The following is a 23,482-nucleotide window of genomic DNA, read 5'->3' on the forward strand; positions in this document are numbered from 1 at the left end:
GGATTTTCTAAAAATCACATAGACATGAAGATTATTATCTGTGGCGCTTACGGCATCGGCACACATCTGGCCAAGATGCTTTCACGCAACCATGAAGACATTACGCTGATTGATGAAGACGACGAACGATTGGCTCAGATAGGAACCGACTTTGACCTACTAACCGCACAAGCCTCGCCCAGCAGCATCAAGGCATTGCGCGAAGCGGGCGCTGAACATGCGGATTTGTTCATTGCCGTAACGCCTGAAGAGAGTCTGAACATCACTTCGTGCGTTCTGGCCAAAGCCTTAGGAGCCAAGAAGACCGTGGCTAAAATCAGCAACAGCGAATACACAGCCCCCGAACTACAGGATTTCTTTACCGGATTGGGTGTCAGTTCGCTGATTTACCCAGAAAAGTTGGCCGCCGTAGACATCATCAACGGACTCAAAATGTCGTGGGTTCGTCAGCGATGGGATGTCCACAATGGCGCATTGGTGATGTTGGCCATCAAGCTAAGGGAAACCTGTGAGATACTCAACAACCCGTTGAAGAACCTCTGTGGACCCGATGATCCGTATCATGTGGTGGCCATCAAGCGTTTGAATGAAACCATCATCCCCGGTGGTAACGACGAATTGAAGCTCTACGACTTGGCTTACTTCATGACAACCACACAATATATCCCCTATATCCGCAAGATAGTGGGCAAAGAACTGTATGTAGACGTAAAGAATGTGATGATCATGGGCGGCGGTGCAACGGCCGTCAGAGCCATCAACACCATGCCCGACTATCTGGATACCAAACTCATTGAAATCAACGAGGAGCGATGTGAAGAGCTGAATAACCTGTTGGACGACGACAAAGCGCTTATCATCAACGGCGACGGTCGTGACACCCAGCTGCTGATGGAGGAAGGCATTAAGAACACACAAGCCTTCGTTGCCCTGACCAACAATGCCGAAACCAACATCCTGGCCTGCCTAACAGCCAAACGATTGGGTGTGAGAAAGACCGTTGCCATGGTCGAAAACGTTGATTATGTGAGCATGGCAGAAAGCCTGGACATCGGCACTATCATCAATAAAAAGGCCATTGCAGCCAGTCACATCTATCAAATCATGCTCGATGCCAAAGTCATGAACATGCGATTCATCATGACTGCGAATGCCGATGTGGCCGAGTTTGTGGCGCAAGAAGGCTCGCGCGTCACCAAAAAGCCAGTGAAAGATTTAGGTTTACCCAAGGAGGCAACCATCGGAGGACTGGTCAGAGGAGATGAAGGAATGCTCGTTTCGGGACATACACAGATACAGGCTGGCGACATTGTCATGGTGTTCTGCCACAACATCAACCTCAAGACGATAGAAAGACTCTTCATTTAGCAACGTCAAAACAGCAAGCAATGATCAACCTCAGGACTATATATAAAGTGATAGGCTCGCTACTTTTCATCGAAGCCTTCATCCTTTTCGCCTGTTTTGGTATGGCTCTTTTCTACGGTGAAGATGATGCCATGCCTTTTCTTCTGTCGGTATTCATCAGCCTCTTCACAGCCTTTATCCTGAGATACCTGGGCCGTAACTCCAACAACACCTTGTCCAGGCGCGACGCTTATTTAGTGGTTACGCTCTCATGGATCGTCTTCAGCTTCTTTGGTACATTCCCCTTCACCCTCAGTGGCTACATTCATGGCTTCACGGATGCCTACTTTGAAACGATGTCGGGGTTCACCACCACCGGTGCCACCATCATAGATGACGTAGAAGTGTTGCCCCACGCCCTACTCTTTTGGCGCTCACTGACCCAATGGATTGGCGGTTTGGGCATCGTGTTCTTCACCATCGCCCTGCTTCCCTCCATGGTAGGAGGCTCTGTTCAGGTGTTTGCAGCCGAAGCAACCGGCCCCATCAAGTCGAAATTGCACCCAAGGCTCTCCACCAGTGCCAAGTGGATTCTCACCGTGTATCTCGTGCTGACCATCGCTTGCATAGGCTGTTTCATCCTTTATGGCATGAACTGGTTCGATGCTGTCAACTATTCAATGACCACAACGGCTACGGGAGGCTTTTCCACACACAACAGCAGCACCGAATATTTCCACTCTCCAGCGCTGGAATACATCTGCACTATTTTTTGTTTTCTCTCGGGAGTGAACTTCACTTTGCTGTACACAGCGGTGGTGAAGCGGCGCTTCAAAGCATTATTCAAAAGCTCTGAGTTCAAGTTCTACCTAAGTGTTGTCATCCTATTCAGTTTGTTCATCATGCTCGAACTGATGATTAATCGGGGTTACGACTTAGAACCAGCATTCCGTTCGGGCGTCTTCCAAGTTGTTTCGTTCATCACCACCACTGGTCTGTTCAACGATGACGCCGGCCAATGGCCACACGTCACCTGGGTCATCCTGGCCACCTGCATGTTCATCGGAGCCTGTTCTGGCTCGACGAGTGGTGGCTTTAAGTGCATCCGAGTGGTGATGTTGCTCAAAACTATCCGCAATGAATTTAAACAAATACTGCACCCCAACGCCGTACTGCCTTTGAAGGTCAACGACACCAACATACCTTACCAGAAGCGAGGAACCCTTCTGGCCTTCCTCACCATGTACCTCATCTTGTGCCTGCTGGCCTCGTTCGTACTGATGATGGCCCACATCGACAGCACCAACTCCATCACCATCATCCTCAGCTGCATCGGCAATGTGGGGCCAACGCTGGGACTTGAAATCGGACCGACGATGAGTTGGAGCATGCTGCCCGGCTTTGTAAAATGGGTATGTGCACTGCTCATGCTCATCGGGCGTTTGGAAATATTCAGCGTGTTGGTCATCCTGTCACCAGCGTTCTGGAAAGATAATTAAACAAGAAGACAACAAATCTGTCAACATAAAATAAAAAAATATGAAACCACTCAAGTTTAAACCCCTGCTCAAACAAACCATTTGGGGGGGCGACAAAATCATTCCATTCAAAAATCTCGACGAACAACTGGAAAACGTTGGCGAGAGTTGGGAAATATCCGGCGTGAAAGACAACGAAACCCTCGTCAGTGAAGGCGAATATGAGGGCAGCGCCTTGAACGACGTTGTGCGCGAATTGAAAGGCAAACTCATTGGAGAAGCCAACTATGAGCGCTTTGGTGACGAGTTTCCCCTGCTCATCAAGTTCATCGATGCCCGCCAAGATCTTTCCATCCAGGTGCACCCCACGGACGAAATCGCTAAGAAACAAGGGAAGAGCCGCGGCAAAACGGAGATGTGGTACATCATGGACAGCGACAAAGACGCACACCTACGGAGCGGACTAAAGAAAGAAATCACGCCCGAAGAGTACAAGCAGATGGTGGAGAACGATACTATTCTCGACGCCATTGCCGACTACTCGGTTAAAGAAGGCGACTGCTTCTTCCTGCCAGCCGGCCGCATTCACAGCATTGGCACGGGATGCTTCCTGGCCGAGATTCAGCAAACATCCGACGTGACCTACCGCATCTACGACTTCAAGCGTAAGGACAAGAATGGCAACTATCGCGAACTGCACACCGAACTGGCCGCCGAATGCATCAACTATAACGTGGAAAAAGACTACCGCACCGATTATACGTCGACCAAAAACCAAGGCGTGAGCCTCGTTCACTGTCCCTACTTCAACACGGCCGTATACGACCTTGACGAACCGATGACACTCGATTACAGCGAATTGGACAGCTTTGTCATCCTCATTGGCGTGAAGGGCGAAGGCAAAATCACGGACAACGAAGGCAACGAAACCTCGCTCCGTGCCGGCGAAACCATCTTGATTCCCGCAACAACCCGGGAGTTAAAGGTGGAAGGAACCGTGAAGTTCCTCGAAACCTACGTTTAAAAAAGAGTAGCAAAGAAACTCACAATTAGGAAAGGTCTGCATCATGGACACACATCATGGTGCAGACCTCCTGACTTCGTCATCGTGTCACCCAAAAATCTTCGTCAAAGAGTTTAGCTATTCTCTGATGTCTTGCCATCAGCATAGTCTGCGTATAAACCTCCTTGTTCAGAGGTAGCTTGATTTGTATCGTTGTAATGGTCTTTGCCAATGCAAGCACCTTGTCTATGCTCATCTTAATCTCTGAGACTTTCAACATACGCTCCAATTCCTTGTATACTTTCAAAGCCACGAAGCAGATGCATATATGAGCCTCGATTCGTTTGCGCGTAAAGTGAAACATGGGACGTATCTCTATCTTTGATTTGGCTATGCGGAAGGCTCGTTCCACATGCCAAAGGTTGTGATATGCCGTGTATATGTCCTGTATTGGTATATCCGTATTGGTGAGATATCCCTTTAGGCCGTCCCATTTGGAGTCGTCGGCAACACGGTCATAATTGATGGCGACTTTCACTTCACCATCCATGGATAAGAACTTATTGTAACCTCTCTTGTTGATGTTGCCTTTCGTGAGCGCACCATGCTTGTAAGCCTTTTCCAACCTGCGTATTCCCTTTTCCCGGTTATAGGCATCTTTCTTAGCACGGTCATCTGTATAGCCGACCAAGAGACGACGTCCGCCTCCTTTGTCATATTCAACCATCTGGCAGTCGCGCTTGGGCTGTTCCAGTATCCAGTTCTTGACCTCTTGACTTTCATTCTTTATCTTCGCACCTATTATATACTTGTAGCCGTGCGATTCAAGTTCCGCTATGTTGGCATTGTTCATCAGACCAGAATCTGCCACTACAACGAAGTTTTCCAATCCGTATTTGCTTACAAACTCGTTTATCGTCGGCAGCATCGTATGACCCTCATATTTGTTGCCTTCATGGATGCAATAGGCAAGCGGATAGCCACCAAGGCTGACAAGCAGTCCAAGTATGATTTGAGGATTACTGTGACGTCCCTCTTTCGAGAAACCTGTCTTGCGTAATTCGTCCTCATAATCCGCTTCAAAGTAAAGTGTGGTAACATCATAGAATAACACACCGATATTTCCACCGAACAGTTTAGCTGTATGTTGCACGCTTATGTCCTGTACGATTTCGTGCTGATGGTCGCTAAGCTTGTCAAGATAGCGATAGATTTTTGAGAGATCCATATCTTCGTCAAAGTGGTTTTTAAGGTATTCCACCGTGGCAGCTTTGCTTGTTGGATATGCCAAACGAGCCTTAACAAGCTTGCGGAATACATCATCGTCAATCCGATTGAAACCAATCCTGTCAAACGTGCGGTCTAATATCAAGTCGCATCCGTTGAGAAAGATATTGCTGACATTGGACAGGACACGGCGGACTTCTTCACGCTCATGGTCACAGGCCTCACGTTCCTCGCCGAATAGATCAAGCTGGGGCTGGCGGCGTGAATTCTCTCTGGAAATCCATTCTTTTGCTTCAATGACAAGATTTTCAACCTCACCTTCATTATAGGCTACTCCAATTGTGGCAAGTTCCTTCATTTTGCCTCCAATTTTCTCAACAACGATAACTCCGATATTGCCAGATGGATATTTCTTTTTGCGGACAAACATAGTTAAAATATCTTTCGTGTCACCCAATATTAGATGACACAAAGATACAAAATAGTGTTTATCAACCAGTTATAAAATACATGTTTTTTGAGTGACGAAGTCAGGAAAAAGAGTAGCAAAGAAACTCACAATTAGGAAAGGTCTGCATCATGGACACACATCATGGTGCAGACCTTTCTTGTAATGGTTAATTGTTTGGTTGACAAGAAGATATAGATATCATCCCAATAGCATTGAGTTTGGCCTCCAAAGTCAATGCTATTGATGGCCAAACTCAAAGACATTGGAACGCAAACTCAATGACATTGAAATCCATGCTCAACGCCCTATGCGTGGCGTTGCATCAACGCAGGTATGCTGCAATGGTATCAAAGGCATTGAAAGCGCCAATAGATTTTAATAAAAGGATGCTCAGCACCAGCACGACGCCAAAGTACAGCGTGTTGAAAAAGGCGTTTTTAGCATCCTTCTCCCGTACATTCTCCCTCATCACCTTCACATAATTGTATACGCCAGGCACCACGATGACCAGCACCAGGCAAATTTTCAATACGGCAAAAATTAAATCTAACATCATCAAATGGTTTTAAATATTTATCTGGGCACAGGCTACTCCCGGTCTGTGTCGTTGGTTGTACGATTTTGTTTGGTCAGCTCTAAATATCGTTCTAAATCGGCCTGTATGCGCGCCACCGGCTCAGATTGCTTGTAGCGAGTGTTCTTTTTGAGCATCGATGGAATGGCTTCGATGCTGTTGCGATAGCTGGACAGTTCGTTACGCTGCTGGGTGCCGTGAACACTTTGCTGAGAAATCTCTACTTCTCGTTCACGAATAAGCTGCATACAAACCTTGTTGAGCATGGGCACCACTACCTTATCGAAGAGATGATGACCCTGTATATATAAATAGGTGGTATCGGGAGTCACGCCAAGTCGCTTGATGTCCTCCTTTACTTGCAGATAATTTTCCTTGTTGTTTGGATATTTTTGTTGCAGTTGGTTGATGCGCTTGCCCACCTTTCTGCGCACTCTGGCCACCATGTCCTCGGCCTTCGCCATGGTAAAGTGTCCCGGTTCGATGACGCGCAGAAAGTCCATGATGGTGAACTCGCCGTAATTGGGCGTGCGATAAAACCAGATGCTCCATACGAAAAGCGGGAAGATGGCTAGCGAATAGTCGCGCAGGTAAGCCTCCATGTCAAAGATGTGATGGTCGTTGAGGGTAACCATGACACTGGTTTCGTACAACGATGGCGCATAGCATTGCAGGTTTTCAATGGCGTAAGCGTAGGTGTGAAAGACGTAAGGATTGGTTGTTACCTGCTTTGACATCTCGGTGGCGCCCTGCATGAGATAGTCGTAATCGGCGTCCACGCAGGCAATCATGTCACGTCCTACTTTGTCCATGAGCAGGTTCATCAGCACCGCCTTTTTGCCTCTCTCAAGATGTTGCAAGCGAGAGGGCAACATCACCTGGAAATACCGAGTGTCGTCTTCGAAGTCACTCAAGACAGATCGCCAGAAAAATATGTCGTCATAACTCTCCACATAGGCTGCGATGCGGCGTCTGGCGTGCTGTGACTTCAACTTATTAGCTGCCTCGAAATAGCGTGAGGAGAGGTTGTCTTTTAGTTTTTTGCCCATGGTTCATGTGTCTTTTTCACGTCCAAACCTTCCCTATCTATGAACATCCGTTATGTCACTAACCTCGGTGACATGCCCCATCCACCCATTCATGATGACGGCAGGCGAATGCGTGGTGAGGATAATCTGCACATTGGGATTGAGTTGCAGTATCAGGTCGATGAGTTGTTCCTGCCAATCCACGTGCAAACTCACCTCTGGTTCGTCCATGAGCAGCACATAAGGCAGGCGATCTTCCACCAGCACGGTGAGCAAGATGGCCAAGATTTGCTTCTCGCCACTTGACAATTGGTAGGGCAAAAGCTTCTCTCCCATCTGCATGAAACGTATCTCATTCTCGGTTCTGACGATGGTCTTGCCCGTTTCGGCAAACAGTTTGTCCACCATGTCTTGAAATTTCAACTTGTTGGCCGATACGCGTTGCGCCTCAACGGCTGCATCTGCGCCCCCATTCTGCAACACCTCGATGATGCGGTTGCCGATGTTTACCTGATAATCCAGATACTTGCGCTGCAACTGAAAGAGCTGCCAGTCTAGTTCTGTGGCCAAACTAATGTCTACCTTGGCAACCATCTCCGAACTCATCAAAGGTCGGTCGAACGACCGGATGATATCATAACGGATGGCCGTAGCATCGGCCGGTGACACCGTGATGTGCACTCCTTTGGGCAAATGCGAGTTGAAGTCGCCACCTTCTGACAAGCTTTTGATCACCCGGTTCAAGATGGTGCTCTTGCCAACACCATTGACACCGCTCAGCACGTTAACCTGTCTGTCAAGATTCCAGGCCACATGCTTGCGACCACTCCACAACGAGTCTATCTCTACCCTTTCGATGTAATCAGCGTATTTCATGAGCTTTGTGCGTTATGTACCTGAGGTTGGCATGAAACAATGTGAGCCAATCATGACGCATCAGGCACTGTTAGTTGGGCAAATATAAGCATTTATCACCAATTCGGCAAACACAATGACCTTTTAATGTCATCAATTTTAGAAGCCAGCACGTTCTATTCGTCAAAGAAAGAAGGGTTCCCGAACGCGCAAAATACCATAATCGTGGTAGGCCAAATACCATTATCGTGCGATTGCATACCATCGTTTTTTTGTGTATATTTGCCGTATCATTCATGGGGAGCTACGCCGCATGACAAAATTTCCCCACCAATTGCTGCGAAAACGACACGCTCTACGAGAACAAGCAAGCAGCAAAAGGACGGAAGAGCATGATGAGGCGAGCACCTAGATACTATTTATTCATTAAAAACGACAGACAATATGATCAAGATTGCAAAACAGATGACTGACCTGATTGGTAAGACCCCTTTGGTAGCGTTGAACAAATATTCAGCCTTTCGCGGACTTAAAACGCCCCTTGTGGCCAAGGTAGAGTTCTTCAATCCAGGCGGCAGCGTGAAAGACCGCATCGCCCTGGGAATGGTAGAAGCCGCAGAGAAAGATGGAACCTTGAAGCCCGGTGCCACCATCATCGAGCCTACCAGTGGCAATACGGGTGTAGGATTGGCGCTGGTGGCGGCCGTAAAAGGCTACAAACTGATACTCACCATGCCCGAAACCATGAGTGTTGAACGCCGAAACCTCGTCAAAGCCTACGGTGCCAAGGTTGAGTTGACCCCTGGTAAAGAAGGGATGAATGGCGCCATCAAGGCGGCCGAGAAGCTGAGAGACAGCATAGAAGGTGCGGTGATTCTGGGACAATTCACCAATCCTGCTAATCCCCAGAAACATTACGACACCACGGCTGTTGAATTATGGAACGACACCGACGGCGACATTGATATCTTTGTGGCTGGCGTGGGAACTGGCGGAACGCTCTCTGGCATCGGCAAATACCTCAAAGAGAAGAAGCCCGACGTTAAAATAGTAGCCGTGGAGCCATCGACTTCACCGGTATTGAGCGGCGGAAAATCGGGACCGCATAAAATTCAGGGCATCGGAGCCGGCTTTATTCCTCAAACCTATCATGCAGAGGTGGTAGACGAAATACTGACCGTAGACAACGATGACGCTATCCGAACGGGCCGACAATTGGCTCAGCAGGAGGGGCTGTTGGTAGGTATCTCGTCTGGGGCAGCAGCCTTTGCAGCAGCAGAATTGGCCCTACGACCAGAGAATAAGGACAAGAAGATTGTGACGTTGCTGCCCGATACCGGCGAGCGCTACCTCTCTACGGCACTCTACGCATTCGACGAATACCCACTCTAAAAAGCCGCAACAACACATCTACGCACTGAGAGAGCATAGCGGGAGGCCACCACAAAGAGGTCTCCCGCTATCGTATATCGATCTACCTTATTAAATTATTACCGTCAAGACTTGACAAAATGCTTTTTATTGCTTAACTTTGTAGCATTAGGCAAGTGGCGATCGGCCTGCCACCAGATGCATACCTCAAGCACGCCCAGCTGGAATTATGTCTAAAAGTAATACGATTGTAACACGTTTGACATGCTTATGAAGAGCCAACGTGCTAACTTTGTCAACTGAAAATAGATAACAAACTATATGAAAGAGAACAAATATCGTATTCTCGTTGTAGACGACGAACAGGACTTATGTGAAATTCTGAAGTTTAATTTGGAAACAGAAGGCTATGTGGTAGAAACGGCAAACTCGGCCGAAGAGGCCATGACGATGGACATTTCATCGTTCAACCTCCTACTGTTGGACGTGATGATGGGTGAGATGTCGGGATTTGCCATGGCTAAAAAGCTGAAAGAGAATCCCACGACAGCCAGCATTCCCATCATCTTTCTGACCGCTCGCGATACCGAGAACGATACGGTAACCGGCTTCAATCTTGGTGCTGACGACTATATCAGCAAGCCTTTCTCCATCCGTGAGGTATTGGTGCGCATTCGTGCCGTCATCCGAAGGACAAAAGAATCTGACGATCACACTGAGCCGAAGACGCTGAAATACCAAGGTTTGGAGATGGATCTGGACAAAAAGACAGTGACCATCGATGGTGAAGATGTTCCTTTTACCAAGACTGAGTTCGAGTTACTGCACTTATTTCTTTCTGAAAAGGGACACGTCTTCTCACGTCAGGAGCTTATAGACAGGATTTGGCCAAAGGACGTTTTGGTGCTTGACCGCACAGTAGACGTGAACATTACACGACTAAGAAAGAAGATTGGGCGATTCGCCAAGTGCATTGTCACCCGACTTGGCTTTGGATACTACTTTGATGCTCTATGAGAAAGGTTTCGGTTGGCAGCAAACTATACATCAGTATCTTGGCGGTATTCTTGCTTTTTGCCATCTCATTCATCGTCTTTCAACAGACAAGAGAAAAGCAATACAAGCGGGAACTGCTGAACATGAGGTTGCAAGGCTATAACACCAGGATGGCAGATGCCATTCAATACCTGGGCAAGAGAGACGAACAAACGCTGAGCACCTATGTAAAGACGCACAGCATACCTAACTTGCGGGTAACAATAATCGATGATCAAGGACAGGTTATCTTTGACAATTTCCATAAAGACTACAGCAACTTTAAGAATCATGCCAACCGTCCAGAGATCATTGAGGCACGGAAAACGGGAACCGGATCAAGCGTTGAGCGTAACAGTAAGACCCTGAAACAAGAGTTTTTCTATTCGGCAACCTATTTCAAGGATGACAAGATGACCATTCGGAGTGCCTTGCCCTACAACAATGGCTTGGCTAAATCGCTGCAAGCCGACCAACATTTCATTTGGTTTGCACTCACAGCGATTGTCATCTTGACGCTCGTGTTGTGGCGATTTTTAAGAAGATTGTCGGCCAACATCACCAAATTGAAGTTGTTTGCCAGTCGTGCCGACCACAATGAAAGCCTCGATACCGAAGACTTGATTGCCTTTCCAGACGACGAGTTGGGCGAAATAGCCGAACGAATCATCAAGATATACAAGCGTCTTCAGAGCACCCGACAGGAACAGGACATTCTGAAAAGACAGCTTACTCAAAACATTGCGCACGAATTAAAAACGCCAGTGGCCAGCATTCAAGGCTATTTGGAAACCATTTTGGACAACCCTCACATCAACGAAGCAACGCGACAACAATTCTTGCAACACAGCTATGCACAGAGTCAGCGGCTCACTTCCTTGCTACAAGACATCTCTACGCTGAACAGAATTGACGATGCTCCCGACTTGATGGAGTACTCACCCGTGAACATCTCGAAGATGATTGAAAACATCTGCAAGGAAACGGGACTGCAAATGCAAAATCATCACATGGCTTTTGTCAACAACTTACCGAAAAACGTCATCATCCAAGGCAATCAAAGTCTGCTGTACAGCGTATTCAGAAACTTGACTGACAATGCCATTACGTATGCTGGTGACGGGACAACCATCACCCTTGACGGAAAAGAAGATGAGCAAGAATGGAGATTTATCTTCCGAGATAACGGCATAGGCGTATCAAATCAGCACCTCGCCAGACTGTTCGAACGATTCTATCGCGTAGACAAAGGCAGGAGTAGGAAACTCGGTGGCACCGGACTTGGATTGGCCATCGTCAAGAATGCCATCATGTTGCACGGAGGAAGCATACAAGTTCACAATGTAGAAACAGGTGGACTCTGTTTCGAGTTTAATCTAAAAAAGAAGAAATGAAGATAATACAAGCAAGCAAACACCAGGCCAGAGAGATTGCAAAGTATATCATGCTGGCCATGAACTATGAATGTTGTCAAAATTTAGCGGGGCCTCATCACACGTTAATCGATTTTGAAGACCTGCTGACAGAGCTCGTTGCACTGGAAAAGTCACAATACAGTTATACCAATACCTTGGTTGCATTGAACGATAAGGATGAGGTCATTGGCGTTTGCGTAAGCTATGACGGCGCCCAGCTGCATGACCTTCGGCAGCCATTCATTGACGCTGCACTCAAAAAATTCGATATAGACTACCAGAACCAGATTGATGAAGCCGATAATGATGAACTATACATCGACAGCTTGGCCGTCAATCCCGACTATCGAAGACAAGGTATTGCGAAACGACTTATATTGGAATCGATTAGAAAGGCCCAATCAATGGGTATTCACAAGATTGGATTATTGGTAGACAAAGATAACCCTTTGGCCGAAAAACTGTATGTAGCCCAAGGATTCAAGTATGTAGGCGACACCACATGGGGTGGCCATCCCATGAAACACTTGCAATACTATGCTACCTTTTTCTCGTAGGATAAGATAGCGTATTCACCGCAGCAGGCTTGCCATCCACCAAGGTTTCGATATCCGCATTCATGTAAGTGGCATTGCGTCCGTTGCAATAATCAACGGTGGCACAACCATTTTCATCAGTCATTAATCGCGGATTCCAATACAACGCGTGCGGCGGTTATCTTTTATCGTATCGTCAAATCCGTTCTTAGGATACAGCGGAGGTTAACAAACGCAGTAACATTGGCGAGGTACTGCTCAAAAACAGAACCTGTCTGTGCCATCACCGATACCATTATCAGTAATAACACAGACAGGAATGTCGTACGTTTGTTCACTATTATTTCATGTCTCAATCAGGCCAACCGTACCATTTTGTAAAGCATTGTTCAGTGAGATCATTAGGGCATAGGTATGATGAACGAACGGATGAGCCAGTAACTCAAGATACCGGCAAGGTAACCAACGAAGGCCAACCAGCTGACATGCTTCATATACCAACCGAAGGTAATCTTCTCCAGGCCCATCACAACCACTCCGGCCGCACTGCCCACGATGAGGATAGACCCACCAACACCGGCACAGTAAGCCAACAACTGCCAGAATATTCCATCAATAGCCATGTCGCCCACAGCCTCCAAGGGGTACATACCCATGCATCCAGCTACCAAGGGAACATTGTCTACGATGCTCGAAATCACACCAATCACACCTGTCACCACATAGTGGTTGCCGTTAGACACGTCGTTGAGCCATACGCCCAGGCCTCCCAGCACGCCAATTTCTTCCAAACAAGCCACTGCCATGAGGATACCAAGGAAGAACAGGATGGTAGACATGTCGATGTTAGACAGCAGCTTGCTCACACGCTTGCCCATTCCATCTTTTTTATGATCCAACCCACGGTAGAACACCTCGGTGACTGTCCAAAGCACACCCAGCACCAACAAGATGCCTACAAACGGCGGCAGGTGGGTCAAGCTCTTGAAAATCGGTACAAACATCAAGCCGCCAACACCGACTATGAATATCACTTTGCGCTGCCGCTCAGTAAAGTCAAGCACATGATAGTCGGACTTCATGTTGACTTCCGCCGTCTCCAACTCGCCTTTCAATGAATATTGCATGATAAAAGCCGGAACAACCATGGCCACAACCGATGGCAGGAAGATTTCCTCCATCACGCCCAAAGCCGTGATAACCCCCTTGTTCCACAGCATAATGGTCGTCACATCGCCGATAGGCGAGAACGCTCCACCGGCATTAGCCGAGATGATGACCAAAGAAGCATATATCAGACGGTCTTCGTGACTATGTACCAACTTGCGTAAAATCATGATCATCACGATACTGGTAGTCAGGTTATCCAAGATGGCAGAGAGGACGAAAGTCATGAAAGCGATACGCCACAACAGGGTTCGCTTGCTCTTAGTCTTCATGACATCGCGCACGAAGTTGAATCCACCATTCTGGTCAACCACCTCAACAATGGTCATGGCACCCATCAAGAAGAACAAAGTGGTAGACGTACTACCCAAATGTTTTTCAATGACATGGCTCACCTGGTTAATCAAGTCTTGCCCCGTAACCCCAGGCATATACGCATTTGGGTCGAGCATGAACAGTGTCCAGCAGAACACGAACATCAATAAGGCAACAGCGGCCTTATTCACCTTAGTAACACTCTCAATGGCTATACACAGATAACCAATGATGAAAACGACTACAATCGCTAACGTTAAAGATGTCATAAAATTTATTTATAATTATTTTCGTTGACTTCAGCTGATATCATACTATAGAGTGATGAAAAATGTCTTTAATGGCCTTGGCTGAAAAATCTCTGCAAAGATAGTCGTTGCCAACTGAATAACCAAACAAAAACACATCTTTATTAATATTCTTTCGTTCCCCATGAAATTTCACAGTCACAGCATGAAAATTCGAACTCATCATCGCCCTGAAAAACAGGTCAAAAATACGGCTTTCTAAAAGCAAAGAGATTGGCCTTCAAAGTCATTGAGTTTGACCACCAAAGTCATTGAGATTGGCCACTAAAGTCATTGAGATTGATTTCGAGGGAAATAGGGGATGTATTCTCGTGTTTTTACAGTATCATGATAGTATCAATTTTTTCCTAATAGAACCAACGGATGCTATGATGAGAAATATTCATCCTAAAGGAGTGATTATCTCTGATTTTATTTGTATTTTTGCCCTGTAAGTCGTTTGGTTCATAGCTTTAATTCAAAAATTTTGCGACATATAAAAACCTGGATCGACTTTGGTTGCGAAGGCATCTATGAAAACATTTCAATGAAAGAGTTGCGGAATTAAGGTTTTTTACTTCACACAAAAAATGGTAGTAATGAAAGGACAAGTAAGTGATGTGACGAAGGAATTACTTCTGAGGATTTCCAGAGGTGACAATCGGGCCTTCCGTACATTTTTTGATACTTACTATCCAAGAATCAATCGCTTCACAAGCTATATAATAAGGAGTAATGAGTTGCGTGAAGAAGTAGTGTCAGATTTTTTTCTGACAGTATGGAAGCACAGGGAAAAACTTTGTAAAATCAAAGATTTAGACGCTTATTTGTATACCATAGCCCGCCATTTGGCACTTGACAGCCTTAGGAAGATTTTGCATTGTCACATCATTGAAGAAATACCTCTGGGCATTGCATCTGCTGATGATACACCAGAGGAACAACTCCTTAGCGAAGAACTATGTAAAGCTATCACACAAGCCGTGAACCAACTTCCTGAGAGATGTAAACTGGTCTTCCTTATGGCGAAGGAGCAAGGATTGAAGTATAAAGAAATTGCGAAAATACTTCAAATATCAGAAAAGACCGTTAATGCTCAAATGGTTATTGCTCTGAAAAAATTAAATCTCATCATGAGACAGTACATGAAGAGTGTTTTCTTTTAACTTTATCTGCTAAGCCATGTACCTATTTTCATGAGTAGTAAACATTTCTTCATAGGTATGACGATGCTTTCTGCTCAAGCAATCCTAAAATTACAAAAAGTTTTCATCAAATCTTGGTTACAAAAACATGTTACAGACAAACTTTCTAAAGATTTTTTAGCATGAACTCATTTATTTTATAATAGCTACAAAACACGTCAAGCCGCCTGATTTTATGCGGTGTTTCGAGCATTCTCTAAGCTTTATTTAGCCCATTATTAATTAGAAAAATCATTATTTTTAACATCGGTTTAGATGTATTTTGAAAAAAGTGCGTCAATATTAATGTAGGCATTACCCTATTGGTATGTCAAGTTGATGCACAATTGATACACATTAGTGTTTCGACTATTTGGTTATACGGAACTATGAACGATAACAATACATATAGTACTAAGCTGCTTTATGCTATTGCCGCTTGGTGCAGAGGCGACGCAACTAACGCCGATCAGCAGATAGTAAACAACTGGATTCATGAAAAACCAGAGAACTCAAAGATTCTATCCTATCTCATGCACACTAAATTTATGGGAAATGTGGATGAGAGTGATGAAACTAAAGAACGAGTTTATGCGCATGTGCTGGAACTCATCCAAGATTATGAGGAGCATGAAACCCAGATAGTTTCAATCAGTAAGTGGCGAACACCTCAATGGGCGTTTGTCTTGAAACGTCTGGCCGTAGCAGTTGTTTTACTTTTGATTGTTTCTGGAGGAGTGTTCTGGTATCTTCAAAGCCATGACAACATTGAACTTGTGGCATACGGAAAGCCTAATTCTGTAGTCAAGCTAACACTTGATGACGGTTCTGTTGTGATGCTGAATGCAGGTTCTACGCTAAGCTACCCTCAGACATTTACAGGGAAAGAGCGTAGAGTTGCGTTAAGTGGTGAGGCCATGTTCAAAGTAAAGCCCAATGCGCACATGCCTTTTATCGTGAACGTAGGTGATGCTGAGATAAAGGTTCTTGGAACGCAATTCAATGTAAGTGCTTACACTGATTCTAAAAATATTGTAACCACCCTTCTGGATGGATCTGTGGAGTTTTACGTCCATTCAGGACAAGAAAATCCCATACGACTCAAACCGAATCAGCAGGTAGTGTACGACAAGGTGGCACGAACAAGTCAATTACGTGAAGTAGAAGCAGAGTTGTATGCATCCTGGAAGGATGGAGTGCTGTATTTCGATCATGTGGGCTTAGAAGAGATGTCTAAAATTCTTGCGCATCGGTTTGGAATCAGAATTGAGATACATGCCAAGAATTTGCAAAATGAGACTTTCTCTGGTATGTTTGAAAATGATATGAGTTTGTATCAAATCCTTGATGTGTTGAAGCGGCATCGTGGATTTGATTACCGAAAAGATGGTGATTACATTGTGATATTTGATAAATAAAACCTAATAAAAAACTTAAAATGAAACAAGCAATTGTCAAAAATGTGTCTTGTAGACACTTGCAATTCTGTGAAAAATCTGTTTCAAATATCAGAAACAGGCTGGTATTTATCTTTCTTTGTATGCTTTATGTATTTACAGGCTATGCGCAGAGTAAGAAAATCACTCTTAACTGTGTCAATGAAAAGATTAAAACCGTTTTTCATGAAATCAAGCAACAAACTAATTACTCGTTCGTATACAATAACAATGAGCTGAATGAGAATGAACGCATCACGTTAAAAGTGAAGAATAAGCCTCTTTCTGAATGCATGAATATCGTGCTGCGTAATAAGCCTTTAAACTATGAAGTGAGAAACCGCACTATTGTTATATTTAAACAACCATCGGAAGTAGCAAAGAAACAGCGTAATGAGCAAACTCACAAGAAAATCAATGGCCGTGTTGTAGATGATAAAGGTAACGTCATACCTGGTGCATTAATTCGTGAAAAGTCTGCTCAAAATAATGCGACTGTTACGAATGAAAACGGTCTTTATCAGATGACTGTTGCTGCGAAATCGCAGATAGTTTGTTCTTTCATGGGTTACAAACCAGTGGAGGTGAATATTGGTTCCATGGATATCTATGACATTATCTTACAGGAAGAGGTGAGTGAACTTGACGAATTGGTTGTTACAGGATATGGACAACAGAGACGAATCAGTTCGGTGGGTTCGCAATCTACCTTGCAGAAACAAGATCTCAAAGTGCCAACTGGCAGCTTGAGTACCGTTTTGGCGGGACGTCTCTCTGGTATTGTTGCGGTTCAAAGAACCGGCGAGCCGGGAAGAGACGCTGCAGACATTTGGATTAGAGGACTGGCTACGCCCAACAATGCCAATCCATTGATATTAGTAGATGGTGTTGAAAGAGATTTTAATAATATAGACCCTGATGACATTGAATCTATTTCGGTTTTAAAGGATGCATCCGCCACAGCCGTATATGGTGTTAGGGGAGCTAACGGTGTCATCATTGTAAAAACGAAACCTGGAGTGATTGGAAAACCAGTGGTCAGTGTTGATTACTATGAAGGTATGAGCCGTTTCACCAAGTCATCTGAACTTGCAGACGGACTGGTATACATGGATGCCGTGAATGAGGCTATGACTAATATAGGCAAACAGCCTAAATACACGCAGGAATATATTGACAACACCCGTAATGGAGTTGATAAACTGCTTTACCCAAATGTTAACTGGCGAAAAGAAGTGTTTGACGACTGGGGGCATCTGCGTCGCCTGAATGCTAATGTAAGAGGAGGTAGTCAGCTTGCTCGTTTCTATGCTTCCGTGAGTGTATATAATGAGAATGGAACCATCAAGACAAATCCTTTCGAGAACTACGATTCTGCAACGCGTTACACACGTTATAACTTCACAACCAACATTGACATGCAAATCACTCCGTCTACGGAGGTAAGCATTGGCGCGCAAGGTTACTTGGCAGACGGCAACTATCCTGGCGTAAGCAGTGATGTAATTTTCGGGTCAACGATGGAAGTTAACCCTGTGATGTATCCCAAAATGTTTGTGATTAACGGAGAGGAATTTGTACCTGGGTTGCACACGCAAGGGGCAGAGCGAAACCCCTATGCGGATGCTACCAAGCGTGGTTACCGAAAAACCATGTCAAACCGCATTCACTCAAATATACGTCTTACACAAGATTTGAGTATGCTTACTAAAGGATTGAAGTTCACAGCCATGTTTGCATATGATGTCACTTCGTCGAGAAATACGTCGTACACCAAACGAGAGAACACATATTACATTGCTGATAGGAACAAGCCTTTTGACGAAAATGGCAATCTGGTGCTGACAACAACATGGAACCGGGGTTCAAAAGTTCTGAGCTTTGGCGGAAATGGGTTGGCTGGAGTTAGAAAAGATTATTTGGAAGCTTCACTACAATATGACAGAGTCTTTGGTAACAATCGCGTTGGCGGTATGGTTGTTTATACACAACAAAGCAGGAATGTTAACAATGCTGGTGATATTATTTCTGCAATACCTTATCGTTTGCAGGGCCTTGCAGGACGTGCAACATATTCCTGGAAAGACCGTTACTTTGGTGAGTTTAACATTGGTTACAATGGTGGTGAGAATTTTCCTAAGGAGAAGCGTTTTGGCACATTCCCTGCTTTGGGTGTAGGTTGGGTTTTATCTAATGAACCTTTCTGGAAACCTTTGGAAAAAGCAATTTCATTCCTTAAAATACGATATACTAACGGAAAAGCGGGCAACAGCACCGTTGGAGGAAGGCGTTTTATGTATTTGGAGCAATATGAGTGGACTGGAAGCTACCGCTTTAACTTTGGTGGACAAAATGTGGACGGAGTGCATGTGAAAAATCCTTCGACAATGTTAGGATGGGAGGTTGCACATAAGCAGGATCTCGGCGTTGACATCAAACTTCTGAATGACGATTTGAGATTAACTCTGGATTGGTTCTATGAGAAACGTAACAAAATACTCTTGCTTAGAAGTGAATCGTTACCTGACTTCTTTGGATTTCAGCAAGCACCTTATGGAAATGTGGGAAAAACACGCACAAAAGGATTTGATGCAGAACTTGAATATTTTAAAAAGATAAACAAAGACTGGAATCTTACATTGCGCGGCAACTTTACTTATGCTGACCCTGTATGGGTTGACAATGATATTCCTGATAAGGCCTATCCTTGGCGAAACAGAAAGGGATCGAGCCTTGTTTCGCGTGAAGGTTTTACTGCCATCGGTCTTTATACCCATTCGGACATAGACGTTATCCAAGCCTGGTTAGCTTCAGACCGCACTCAACCACAGCCATTTCCTACACCTTACAATACATCATTGTCACAATTGAAACCTGGAGACATCATGTACAAGGATATGAACGAAGATGGCAAGATTGACGACAATGACATATCTTGGATTGGCAATGGAGATATTCCTAAAATCAATTACGGCTTTGGGTTCAACTTATCATACAAAGCAATATCCTTTGGCTTGTTGTTTCAAGGAACTGCCATGGCCAATCGATTGGTGGGTGGAATAGTAAGACCATTCAACGATTCAGGAAGTAGCAATGTGTATTCAAATATTGTAGACCGTTGGTCTGAGGCTAACCCTCGCCAAGACGTGTTTTATCCTCGCTTGGCTTATGGCAGCGATCAACCTGATAATCAGAACAACTTTGTTAACAGCACTTGGTGGCTCAAAGACATGGGATTCCTAAGACTTAAGACATTACAAATCAATTATAAGCTCCCTTCTACCTTCTCAAGGAAAATAGGTCTTGGTGGTGTAAATGTTTATCTCATGGGGACAAATCTTTTTACGTTCTCTAAATGGAAACTTTGGGATCCTGAACTGAATACAGGAAATGGCAATAGCTATCCTAACACTACTTCTTATACTGTTGGCATAAACTTTAATTTTTAAATGACGTAGAAATGAAAACAAAACTTATATTGTCCATTATATTATTGCTGCCTTTGGCCTCTTGCAGTGATTATTTGAATCAGGTTCCTCAGGATTTACTAACTCTTGAGAAGACTTTCGAGTCAAGGGAGTCATCCCTTCGGTTTTTGGCTTCTATCTATACGTTCATGCCTGATGAATTTGACCAGCGTTCTGTAGGAGGAGGACGCGGCCAAGGTACTTCTGGAGCATGGGTTGCAGGATGCGATGAAGCAGAATATGTTTGGGAATGGCATAAGTCGAATATTATAACAAACGGGTCTATGAATCCGTCGTCAGGTATCGTGTCTGTGTATTGGAAAAAATATTTTCAAGGAATCAGAACTGCGACCATATTTATTGATAATCTCAAACTATGCAAGCAACTTTATGAAGGTGACTATGAGCAATGGATTGCAGAAGCACGCGCGGTAAGAGCCATATATTATTATTACCTACTCCGTCTTTATGGACCTGTACCCATCATTGAGGAGGCTAAGTCTGAACAGAGTTCTACCGAGGATTTTCAGATACCTCGCAATAGCGTCAAAGAAGTTGGAGATTATATACTTTCAGAACTCGATAAGGCCATTTCTTCTGGCTTGATAGATAACATTAAAACTTCTGGTAACTATCTGTCGGCTGAAAAAGGCTTAGGACATATTGATTGTGCAATAGCTAAAGCTTTCAAGGTTGAAACAAGGATGTTGCTGGCAAGTGATTTGTTTAATGGGTCTGTAGAATATTTTAGAGACTTGAAGAATGATGATGGAAAGCAATTGTTTCCTTCATACGATGAGCAGCAGAAGAAGCAACTTTGGTCTGATGCAGCAAAAGAAGCAAAGGAATTTATTGAAACTTATGTAGGAAATGGATACGATCTCACCAAAATATACACAAAAGGCAAGCTTGACCCTTATTTATCCTACAGAGAAGCTGTAAGAGGATACCATTCAGAAATGACCAACTTTACAAACACCTCTTCTTCAGCCATTGAGATGATCTTTTTCAGAGTTGATGCACCAGCAGATATCTTGCAATACGATCGAACTCCAAAACATTTTAGGGCGGGGCGTTCTGCATATGAAGCATCGGGCGGAATGGCTGCGACTCAGGAAATTGTTGATGAATATTTCATGAGCAATGGACTCAAGCCTATCAAAGGCTACGAGTCTGATCAAAAGACACCAATTATCAATAAAGAGTCAGGTTATCAAGATGATGGTTTTAGTTCAGAAGACTATTTGGATCCTGTAACGGGAAGAGTATTTGCTCCAAAGGGAGTGCTTATGGCTTGGGTGAACCGAGAACCCAGATTTTATGCCGACATCACATTTGATGGGCAAGCATGGCTAAATACTCGTGAGGGCGTTGTTTACACTTCTACCCAATTCAGTGGAAATTCTGGTAAGGGTGTAGGTTCGTCAAATGATTATCCTAAAACAGGCTATGTGGTTCGCAAGTCAGCTCCTTTAGGCAACTGGCGGGATCAGAATCGGGTTTGCATTCTCCTTAGGCTCGCTCAAATATATCTTGATTATGCAGAAGCTTTAAATGAGTGTAACCCAGGACATCCTGACGTTATGAAATATCTAAATCTCATTAGAGAACGTGCAGGAATTCCTTTGTATGGAAAAGAATTACCCATACCTTCGGATGTTCGTCAGGCAATTAGAGATGAACGTAGGGTTGAGCTGGCATTTGAAACTTGCAGATACTTTGATGTAAGACGCTGGGGAATAGCAGAAAAGACAGAAAATAAGCCCATCCATGGTATGAACATAGAGAAGGATGGTTCTGAATTTTTCAAGCGCACAGTTGTAGAGAATCGGGTATTTGAGAAGAAAAACTATTTCTTCCCAATTCCTGAGCGTGAAATGAATATCAATAGACAGTTGAAACAAAATAAAGGATGGTATGAATAATAATTTGATGAAAAAATATCCTTTCGTGATATTTTGTATGGGTATCTGGATGGTATTTTTTACCGTCGTGTCATTATCAGCTTGTTCTGAAGAAAAGAATGGCGATATTCGTGTGGAAAATACGGAAATCAGATCTATTGGAAAAGTAATGGCCGAGCTAAGACAAATTAGGGATACGGCTGTATATGGAAAGTTTAAGGGGATGTATCCAGAAGAAAGCAAAGATATCCTTAACAAAGCCATAAAGCAGTTGGCCGACTTGATACTTAGCTTACATCAAGGTGAAGCAGTGCCAACAGAAACTAAAGACAGCAGCATAGCTAATGCTTACGAGGCGATTAAGGTATTCAAGGCTACTGTCAGAAGCGAAGACGAGAAAGCACCAGCTGCTGAATTGTTCGTGGATGGTATTGACGGGAATGGATATATCAACTTTGGGGTTCAATCTGTCTATTCTTCTTTTGGAGAGGCCGACAACCAGCAGTTTACGGTAGAATTGTGGTTTAAGCAAGCCAAACCAACTAACTTTGGATGTATTTTGTCAACATTCTATGAAAATTCTGAGAACAGGTTTGGTTGGATGATGAATACATGGAATGGTCACTTTAGAATGTCTTATTCACTTACGTCACGTGGACTTATTGAGCCAGCCAAAGCATACAATGGCCTCAACAAATGGATTCATTTAGCTGCTGTCTATAATGATAAAGGTGTGGATGGAGAGATGGAAAATGGAAAGCCTGTTTTTTTGAAATTTTATCTTAATGGCGAGGAGGTATCACGGAAAGTAAAACCAGACGGACGAAGTTATGTGGGCAATCCTTTGGATAATTGTCCTATGATTGGATTTGCTGGTGTAACTTCTGACGGCAAACTCTTCAGAAGACTCTCTGGCTATATGAAGGATATCCACATCTGGAACAAAGCAAAGACTCCCACTGAAATTGCTGACATCATGAACAAGAAAATCGCAGTCTCGGGTTCTGAACCTGATCTCGTATGTGGTTGGAGTTTTGATGCAGAGCCGCGCGACAGCAAGAAAATTATTGACCTGACAAAAAGGTACTATGCATCGGTAGAGGGCAGTTATGAATGGAGAGAAATCAAAGAGTAAATAAGCGTTCACACAAATATTCTACTCTTTTTGGAAAATCGCACATAGAAGGTTTTCTGATTTCATTCTTGGTAGGAATATCATAGCTCAATAACATTATTTCATATAGTAGGAGGAAAACGAATGCGCTTTCTTCCTACTTTGTTTTTTTACATCTCACATAGCTCCTACGTGTCGTTCTGCATATAGCCATTTGGCTGACGCATTGATGACGTCAGGAGTATGTCTATTTTCTTCATCACAAACCTTAAGACGACTTAAATATGG

18 protein-coding genes are annotated in these 23,482 nt (G+C 44.3%); 12 read left to right on the forward strand and 6 right to left on the reverse strand.

Going from position 1 to position 23,482, the window contains the following annotated elements:
• The first annotated feature begins 24 nt into the window (after window positions 1–24).
• Genes trkA through NQ518_RS08250 form a run of 3 tightly spaced genes read left to right on the forward strand, consistent with a single transcriptional unit; the run spans window position 25 to window position 3,849 of the window.
• Window positions 25–1,368, forward strand: coding sequence for a Trk system potassium transporter TrkA (gene trkA, locus NQ518_RS08240; protein WP_227206248.1), 1,344 nt, complete (start codon window positions 25–27; stop codon window positions 1,366–1,368).
• A gap of 20 nt (window positions 1,369–1,388) precedes the next feature.
• On the forward strand, window positions 1,389–2,846 hold the full coding sequence (locus tag NQ518_RS08245; protein WP_227206247.1) for a TrkH family potassium uptake protein: 1,458 nt from the start codon (window positions 1,389–1,391) through the stop codon (window positions 2,844–2,846).
• A gap of 40 nt (window positions 2,847–2,886) precedes the next feature.
• Window positions 2,887–3,849, forward strand: a complete 963-nt coding sequence (locus NQ518_RS08250; protein WP_227206246.1) for a type I phosphomannose isomerase catalytic subunit — start codon at window positions 2,887–2,889, stop codon at window positions 3,847–3,849.
• Between the two features lie 79 nt (window positions 3,850–3,928).
• Here the strand turns inward: NQ518_RS08250 and NQ518_RS08255 are convergent, their stop codons facing one another.
• From NQ518_RS08255 to NQ518_RS08270, 4 genes are all read right to left on the reverse strand, one after another.
• A complete protein-coding gene (locus NQ518_RS08255) occupies window positions 3,929–5,485 on the reverse strand; it encodes an IS1634 family transposase (protein ID WP_227960864.1) in 1,557 nt (518 codons plus the stop codon).
• 343 nt (window positions 5,486–5,828) lie between these two features.
• Window positions 5,829–6,062 (reverse strand): hypothetical protein, encoded by a 234-nt coding sequence (locus NQ518_RS08260; RefSeq protein WP_227208465.1) that lies wholly within the window; start codon window positions 6,060–6,062, stop codon window positions 5,829–5,831.
• A gap of 32 nt (window positions 6,063–6,094) precedes the next feature.
• Window positions 6,095–7,129, reverse strand: a complete 1,035-nt coding sequence (locus NQ518_RS08265) for a DUF4435 domain-containing protein (RefSeq protein ID WP_227208463.1) — start codon at window positions 7,127–7,129, stop codon at window positions 6,095–6,097.
• 33 nt (window positions 7,130–7,162) lie between these two features.
• On the reverse strand, window positions 7,163–7,984 hold the full coding sequence (locus NQ518_RS08270; protein WP_227208461.1) for an AAA family ATPase: 822 nt from the start codon (window positions 7,982–7,984) through the stop codon (window positions 7,163–7,165).
• Window positions 7,985–8,407: 423 nt separating this feature from the next.
• Between NQ518_RS08270 and cysK the strand changes: the two genes are divergently transcribed.
• The 4 genes from cysK (at window position 8,408) to NQ518_RS08290 (ending at window position 12,341) form a co-directional block, all read left to right on the forward strand.
• Window positions 8,408–9,355, forward strand: coding sequence for a cysteine synthase A (gene cysK, locus NQ518_RS08275; protein WP_227208460.1), 948 nt, complete (start codon window positions 8,408–8,410; stop codon window positions 9,353–9,355).
• 300 nt (window positions 9,356–9,655) lie between these two features.
• Entirely contained in the window at window positions 9,656–10,351 is a 696-nt protein-coding gene (locus NQ518_RS08280; RefSeq protein WP_227962275.1) for a response regulator, read from the forward strand.
• On the forward strand, window positions 10,348–11,763 hold the full coding sequence (locus tag NQ518_RS08285; protein ID WP_227962273.1) for a sensor histidine kinase: 1,416 nt from the start codon (window positions 10,348–10,350) through the stop codon (window positions 11,761–11,763). The genes NQ518_RS08280 and NQ518_RS08285 overlap by 4 nt, the downstream gene beginning before the upstream one ends.
• Window positions 11,760–12,341 (forward strand): GNAT family N-acetyltransferase, encoded by a 582-nt coding sequence (locus NQ518_RS08290; RefSeq protein WP_227962271.1) that lies wholly within the window; start codon window positions 11,760–11,762, stop codon window positions 12,339–12,341. Before NQ518_RS08285 ends, NQ518_RS08290 begins: the two co-directional genes overlap by 4 nt.
• On the opposite strand, the gene NQ518_RS08295 is transcribed toward NQ518_RS08290, so the two are convergent.
• Window positions 12,325–12,465: a hypothetical protein gene (locus NQ518_RS08295; RefSeq protein WP_227208451.1), complete on the reverse strand. Its 141-nt coding sequence runs from the start codon at window positions 12,463–12,465 to the stop codon at window positions 12,325–12,327. The two genes, NQ518_RS08290 and NQ518_RS08295, sit on opposite strands and share 17 nt — an antisense overlap.
• A gap of 256 nt (window positions 12,466–12,721) precedes the next feature.
• Window positions 12,722–14,071 carry a sodium:proton antiporter NhaD gene (nhaD, locus tag NQ518_RS08300; RefSeq protein ID WP_227962269.1) on the reverse strand — a complete coding sequence of 450 codons (1,350 nt, stop codon included), beginning with the start codon at window positions 14,069–14,071 and terminating at the stop codon, window positions 12,722–12,724.
• Between the two features lie 617 nt (window positions 14,072–14,688).
• On the opposite strand from nhaD, the gene NQ518_RS08305 reads away from it, so the two are divergent.
• From NQ518_RS08305 to NQ518_RS08325, 5 genes are all read left to right on the forward strand, one after another.
• Window positions 14,689–15,255 carry an RNA polymerase sigma factor gene (locus tag NQ518_RS08305; protein ID WP_227208073.1) on the forward strand — a complete coding sequence of 189 codons (567 nt, stop codon included), beginning with the start codon at window positions 14,689–14,691 and terminating at the stop codon, window positions 15,253–15,255.
• Window positions 15,256–15,662: 407 nt separating this feature from the next.
• Window positions 15,663–16,691, forward strand: coding sequence for a FecR family protein (locus NQ518_RS08310; RefSeq protein WP_227208075.1), 1,029 nt, complete (start codon window positions 15,663–15,665; stop codon window positions 16,689–16,691).
• Window positions 16,692–16,813: 122 nt separating this feature from the next.
• Window positions 16,814–20,158, forward strand: a complete 3,345-nt coding sequence (locus NQ518_RS08315) for a TonB-dependent receptor (RefSeq protein ID WP_227208077.1) — start codon at window positions 16,814–16,816, stop codon at window positions 20,156–20,158.
• A gap of 11 nt (window positions 20,159–20,169) precedes the next feature.
• Window positions 20,170–22,101, forward strand: coding sequence for a RagB/SusD family nutrient uptake outer membrane protein (locus NQ518_RS08320; protein WP_227208079.1), 1,932 nt, complete (start codon window positions 20,170–20,172; stop codon window positions 22,099–22,101).
• Window positions 22,094–23,215 (forward strand): DUF4972 domain-containing protein, encoded by a 1,122-nt coding sequence (locus tag NQ518_RS08325; protein WP_227208081.1) that lies wholly within the window; start codon window positions 22,094–22,096, stop codon window positions 23,213–23,215. Before NQ518_RS08320 ends, NQ518_RS08325 begins: the two co-directional genes overlap by 8 nt.
• Window positions 23,216–23,482: the final 267 nt, after the last annotated feature.

It is taken from the genome of Hoylesella buccalis ATCC 35310 (genome assembly GCF_025151385.1).
In the GTDB taxonomy this organism is placed as follows: Bacteria; Bacteroidota; Bacteroidia; order Bacteroidales; family Bacteroidaceae; genus Prevotella; species Prevotella buccalis.

Coding starts and splice junctions, on each gene's coding strand:
- NQ518_RS08315 (WP_227208077.1), top strand. CDS start 16,814: ATGCTTTATGTATTTACAGGCTATGCGCAGAGTAAGAAAATCACTCTT.
- NQ518_RS08305 (WP_227208073.1), top strand. CDS start 14,689: ATGAAAGGACAAGTAAGTGATGTGACGAAGGAATTACTTCTGAGGATT.
- NQ518_RS08245 (WP_227206247.1), top strand. CDS start 1,389: ATGATCAACCTCAGGACTATATATAAAGTGATAGGCTCGCTACTTTTC.
- NQ518_RS08280 (WP_227962275.1), top strand. CDS start 9,656: ATGAAAGAGAACAAATATCGTATTCTCGTTGTAGACGACGAACAGGAC.
- NQ518_RS08310 (WP_227208075.1), top strand. CDS start 15,663: ATGAACGATAACAATACATATAGTACTAAGCTGCTTTATGCTATTGCC.
- NQ518_RS08325 (WP_227208081.1), top strand. CDS start 22,094: ATGAATAATAATTTGATGAAAAAATATCCTTTCGTGATATTTTGTATG.
- NQ518_RS08290 (WP_227962271.1), top strand. CDS start 11,760: ATGAAGATAATACAAGCAAGCAAACACCAGGCCAGAGAGATTGCAAAG.
- NQ518_RS08270 (WP_227208461.1), bottom strand. CDS start 7,984: ATGAAATACGCTGATTACATCGAAAGGGTAGAGATAGACTCGTTGTGG.
- trkA (WP_227206248.1), top strand. CDS start 25: ATGAAGATTATTATCTGTGGCGCTTACGGCATCGGCACACATCTGGCC.
- cysK (WP_227208460.1), top strand. CDS start 8,408: ATGATCAAGATTGCAAAACAGATGACTGACCTGATTGGTAAGACCCCT.
- nhaD (WP_227962269.1), bottom strand. CDS start 14,071: ATGACATCTTTAACGTTAGCGATTGTAGTCGTTTTCATCATTGGTTAT.
- NQ518_RS08265 (WP_227208463.1), bottom strand. CDS start 7,129: ATGGGCAAAAAACTAAAAGACAACCTCTCCTCACGCTATTTCGAGGCA.
- NQ518_RS08255 (WP_227960864.1), bottom strand. CDS start 5,485: ATGTTTGTCCGCAAAAAGAAATATCCATCTGGCAATATCGGAGTTATC.
- NQ518_RS08250 (WP_227206246.1), top strand. CDS start 2,887: ATGAAACCACTCAAGTTTAAACCCCTGCTCAAACAAACCATTTGGGGG.
- NQ518_RS08260 (WP_227208465.1), bottom strand. CDS start 6,062: ATGATGTTAGATTTAATTTTTGCCGTATTGAAAATTTGCCTGGTGCTG.
- NQ518_RS08320 (WP_227208079.1), top strand. CDS start 20,170: ATGAAAACAAAACTTATATTGTCCATTATATTATTGCTGCCTTTGGCC.
- NQ518_RS08285 (WP_227962273.1), top strand. CDS start 10,348: ATGAGAAAGGTTTCGGTTGGCAGCAAACTATACATCAGTATCTTGGCG.
- NQ518_RS08295 (WP_227208451.1), bottom strand. CDS start 12,465: ATGACTGATGAAAATGGTTGTGCCACCGTTGATTATTGCAACGGACGC.